Annotated in this window: 5 protein-coding genes; 4 read left to right on the forward strand and 1 reads right to left on the reverse strand. The window is 61.5% G+C overall.

All coding sequences use genetic code 11. The annotated features are described in order from the left end of the window. Positions 1–394 (reverse strand): TetR/AcrR family transcriptional regulator (locus tag WBQ44_RS09200; RefSeq protein ID WP_495566397.1); only part of this gene is annotated, 394 nt, incomplete at its 3' end. A 147-nt stretch (positions 395–541) separates the two neighbouring features. Here WBQ44_RS09200 and WBQ44_RS09205 point away from each other — a divergent pair. From WBQ44_RS09205 to WBQ44_RS09220, 4 genes are all read left to right on the forward strand, one after another. After that, positions 542–1,501: an AurF N-oxygenase family protein gene (locus tag WBQ44_RS09205; protein ID WP_495566398.1), complete on the forward strand. Its 960-nt coding sequence runs from the start codon at positions 542–544 to the stop codon at positions 1,499–1,501. After that, the gene (locus WBQ44_RS09210; RefSeq protein ID WP_495566399.1) at positions 1,498–2,466 is read left to right on the forward strand and encodes a diiron oxygenase; all 969 of its coding nucleotides are present in this window, start codon (positions 1,498–1,500) and stop codon (positions 2,464–2,466) included. The genes WBQ44_RS09205 and WBQ44_RS09210 overlap by 4 nt, the downstream gene beginning before the upstream one ends. Further along, on the forward strand, positions 2,387–3,907 hold the full coding sequence (locus tag WBQ44_RS09215) for a flavin-containing monooxygenase (protein WP_495566400.1): 1,521 nt from the start codon (positions 2,387–2,389) through the stop codon (positions 3,905–3,907). Before WBQ44_RS09210 ends, WBQ44_RS09215 begins: the two co-directional genes overlap by 80 nt. Beyond that, positions 3,904–4,717 (forward strand): SDR family NAD(P)-dependent oxidoreductase (locus tag WBQ44_RS09220; protein ID WP_495566401.1); only part of this gene is annotated, 814 nt, incomplete at its 3' end. The genes WBQ44_RS09215 and WBQ44_RS09220, both read left to right, overlap by 4 nt.

A 4,717-nucleotide genomic window follows, 5' to 3' on the forward strand; every position in this document is an offset into this window, starting at 1 on the left:
GTTCGGAGACGATGAGTGCGTACTCCGACGTGCCCCGCGAGACGAGTGTTGCCACCGAGTCCTCGAACAGGTTGATGGTCTGCAGGATTCGATCCCACAGCATCTCCTGCACATGCTCGACGATGGCGGCGTAGAGATCGGACTTGTCGGCGAAGTGTCGGTACAACTTGGGCTTGGCTGCCCCGGCGGTCTTGGCAATATCGCCCATGCTGACCTCCGGACCATACCGATCGATCGCCGCCAACGCTGCGTCGACGAAGCTTTGACGTACGAGAAGTCGGTGTTCACGCCATCTTTCGCTCCGAGCGTCCGGCTTGGGGGCGGTGTTTGCCACCTGCGCGCGCACGACCGGCGAGCCTCGGTGGGGCTTGACATGCTCGGTGATCTCAACCACACTTCGATGGTACCTGCTACCGGTGGTATTGGCTACCGCCGGTTTCAGGTATCGAGCTGTTTCCAATCATCAAGCTGTTTCCAATCGTCGAGCTGGTTCGGGCGCGAACAGTGCGTGACGGACGGCGATCACAAGGGGGGATCGGTTGTGAATCCGGTAGCGAAGACATCTGCCGTATCGACGAAGGGCGCGGCCACCGTGGGCGCGCGGACGGTGGGTCCGCGGGAGAAGACGGCGAAGCGTCTGCTGAAGTCGACGGCCGACAAGTTCTACGACGCCGAAGTGGACATCGATTGGGACGCCCCACTCGAAGAGGGCAAGCGGTGGATGCCGGAGCACCGGGTGTCGTTGTACGGCACGAAACTGTGGGACACGCTCACCGAGCAACAGAAGATCGAGCTGGGTCGTCATGAGATCGTCAGCATCTTGTCGTTCGGCATCTACGCCGAGGGCTCCCTCAGCGCGAACCTGCTGAGGGTGTTCGGGAGGGGCTCACTGTCGGATCACTCGATGTATTCGATCGCGGAGATCGGCGAGGAGTCGCGTCACTCCATCATGTTCGGCAAGCTCATCGAGAAGGCCGGTGTGGAGCCGTACCTGCTGCCGAAGGGTTCGCTGTTTCTGGTCAAGTTGGGGCAGTTTCTGCCGATCGGTCCGGCGACGTACGGCGGAACGCTGCTCATCGAGGAAGTTCTCGACCGCGTTCAGCGTGAAGCGCAGAACGACCCGGACATGCAGCCCCATCTGCGGCAGATGATGCGCATTCATGTACTCGAAGAATCGCGTCATATCACTTACGCGCGTGAGGAAATGGTACGCGGAATGCGCTCGACCAATCGGTTGAACCGTGCGCTGCATCGAGTCATCCTGGCTGCGATCGCAAACGTCACTTACCCCATCCTGATCAACCCCAGGGTCTATCGATCGGTCGGTATTCATCCGATCCGAGGAATCGTCACCGCTATGCGCAGCAACACGTACAAGACGAACATGCAGTTCGCGTCGGAGCCGATGATCAGGTTCTTCGCCGACGCCGGGATGTGCGACGGCTTCCTCACGCGCAGGTTGTGGCGGATGACGCGCGCTGTGCCGGACGATCTCCTGTGACTGCACGTTCGACGGGTAGTTCTCGCAGGATTCAGTACGACCCGCATGTCGATATCGATTGGGACGCGCCCTGGCAGTTCGACAAGTACGCGATGGCACCGAAGTCGGTCTCGCTGTACGGGACTCGTCGCTGGTCGGCTCTGACGCCGGACGAGCAACGGACACTGACGCTCCACGAAGCTGTCAGCGTGTGGAGCACGGTCGCCTATTTATCGGCGATTCTCACCGGTAACCAGCTCAGGCGTGCGCAGGAGGAGGGTTTGAACACCTCGGTGGCGCGGGAGGCGTTGCTCGAGGTGGGTGGGGGCTCGCGCACGACACTCACCTTCGGTCGGTTGGTCCGGGCGTCCGGTGTGCCGCCGTACAAGCCTCCGCGCGGCACAGCGACCGCAGTGAAGTTGCTGCATTTCCTGCCGCTGGGGGCGGCATCGCATGCAACGAAGCTTCTGGTCGAGGAAACGTTCACCAGGGGATTCGCCGATGTGGTCGAGGACCCCGATATCGAACCGCACGTGCGCCAGTCCGTGAAGCTGCACGGGCTGGACTGGTCCGAGCGTGTGCGTTCTGCACAGGCCGAGGTGTTGGCTGCGCAGCGGAGTGCAGGCTGGATCTCGGCGGCGTACAACAGAGCGCTGCTCGCTGTTCTGGCAAATGTGATTCTGAGGATCACTGTTTCACCCGCGGTCTACCGCTCGATCGGAATGTCGCCCGTCCGGGGTGTGATCGCGTCTCGGCGCATGCGTCGCCGTCGCCGCGCCGAATTGGCTGCGCCGCTCGTCCACTTTCTCGGCTCGGCCCACATGCTCGACGGTGTGCTCACCACCCGGTTGTGGAAGCTCACCGGCGTTCTGCCACCAGCTCTTCATTCGACAGGGGAATTGATCGATGACGGTTCATCGCACCGGCGTACTCGTCGTCGGAACCGGTTTTTCCGGCCTCGGCATGGCCATACAACTCCGGCGTAAGGGACGAGCGGATTTCCTCGTGTTGGAGAAATCCGACACTCTCGGAGGAACATGGCGCGACAACACCTATCCCGGGTGTGCCTGCGACGTGCCGTCGCATATGTATTCGTACTCGTTCGAGCCCAACCCGGACTGGACACAGATGTGGTCCGGTCAACCTGAGATCCTGGCGTACCTCCAGAAACTGAGCGAGAAGTACCAGCTCGATCGGCACATCAGGTTCGGCGCGGAATGCATCGGCGGGTACTGGGACGAGACCGAATTGCGGTGGCACGTCGAGACTGCGGACGGTGACGAGTACATCGCGCAGTTCCTGGTCTCGGGCGTCGGCGCTCTGCACATCCCCAATATCCCTGCGCTGAACGGTGCAGAGTCCTTCACCGGCGACGCATTTCACTCCGCTCGGTGGAATCACGACGTGGATCTGACGGGCAAGAAGGTGGCAGTCATCGGCACGGGAGCGAGCGCCGTGCAGTTCGTGCCGCAGATAGTGGACACTGTGGGTGAACTACAGCTGTACCAACGTTCGCCTGCCTGGGTGCTTCCGCGTCGCAACTTCGCCATTCCGAAGGGGGTGCGTCGGCTCTTCCGTGGCTTACCTGCGCTCCGAAAGCTCGTGCGTGGTTCGGTCTACTGGTCGGCGGAATCGCTGGCGGTGGGGCTGAACGGTCATTCCAATCTGCTGCGGCCAGTGGAATTCGCTGCGCGCAAGTACATCGAGCACGAGGTGAAGGATCCCGCCCTGCGACGCAAGTTGATTCCGGACTACCGGATCGGGTGCAAGCGCATTCTCGGATCCGACTCCTACTACGCGGCGCTGACACGACCCAATACAGATGTGATCATCGACGGTATCGACGAAATACGGTCCGACTCGATCGTCAGCGCCGACGGAACCGAACGCGATGTCGACGTAATCGTCTATGCCACCGGATTTCACGTCACCGACGGGTTCGACGCCGTCAACGTGGCCGGCATCGGTGGGAAGAAGTTGGTGCCGCACTGGAAGGAAAACGGTATCGAAACGCATCTCGGTATCACCGCCGCCGGCTATCCCAATGCGTTTTTCCTACTTGGGCCCAACACCGGTCTCGGCCACAACTCGGTGGTGTTCATGATCGAGCAACAGATCCACTATGTACTTCAGGCAATCGATGTCGTCGAACGTGGAGCTGCCGATGCGTCGACGGTGCGACAGAAAGCGCAGCGAGACTTCACCTCCGACATCCAACGCAAACTGGCCAAAGGCGTATGGAGCACAGGTGGGTGCACCAACTGGTATCTGGATTCGCACGGTGTGAACCGGACCGTATGGCCCGGCTTCACCTGGCAATACTGGCTGAAGACCAGACGGTTCACGCCGTCGGACCACGAATTCTTCCTGGCCATTCCGGCACAGGCCACCGACAGCGATCTCGAGACCGAAGGAATTGACGCATGAAGACATTCGACGACAAGGTTGCGGTCATCACCGGTGCCGGATCAGGGATAGGCCGAGCACTGGCGTTGGACCTGGCGCACCGGGGAGCGCGCCTCGCGCTGTCCGACATCGATGTCGACGCCGTCACCGAGACGCAGATCTTGTGCGAGAAGGCGGGTGCGCGTACCGAGTCGTACAGGGTGGACGTCTCCGATCGCCGTGCCGTTCACGCCCACGCCGATGCTGTCGCCGACGAGTTCGGGCAAGTCAACCTGGTGTTCAACAACGCAGGCGTCGCGTTGGGTGCCGATGTGGTCGACATGACGTGGGATGACTTCGAGTGGGTGATGAACATCGACTTCTGGGGTGTAGCGAACGGAACCAAGGCGTTCCTGCCCGCGCTGATCGAATCCGGCGACGGTCATCTGGTGAACGTGTCCAGCGTGTTCGGGTTGATGGGCATCCCCGGCCAGAGCGCGTACAACTCCGCCAAGTTCGCGGTCCGCGGCTTCACCGAGGCGCTGCGTCAGGAGATGAGGATCGCACGCCACCCCGTGGGCGTCAGCTGTGTGCACCCGGGAGGAATCAAAACCAACATCGTCGCCAACGCGCGAGGTATGAACGATCTGGGCAGCCACGACGAGGTCGCACGGCGATTCGAACAGATTGCCATGACAACACCGACTCGTGCCGCGAAGGTCATCCTCGCGGGCGTCGAGAAGAACAAGCCGCGAATCCTGATCGGGCCGGACGCCCGCGGTTTCGATCTCATCCCTCGCATCGTCGGTCCTCGTTATCAGGACATCCTTGCCCCGCTCAACAGGATGGGTC

The sequence above is a fragment of the Rhodococcus sp. (in: high G+C Gram-positive bacteria) genome (genome assembly GCF_049591685.1).
In the GTDB taxonomy this organism is placed as follows: Bacteria; Actinomycetota; Actinomycetes; order Mycobacteriales; family Mycobacteriaceae; genus Rhodococcoides.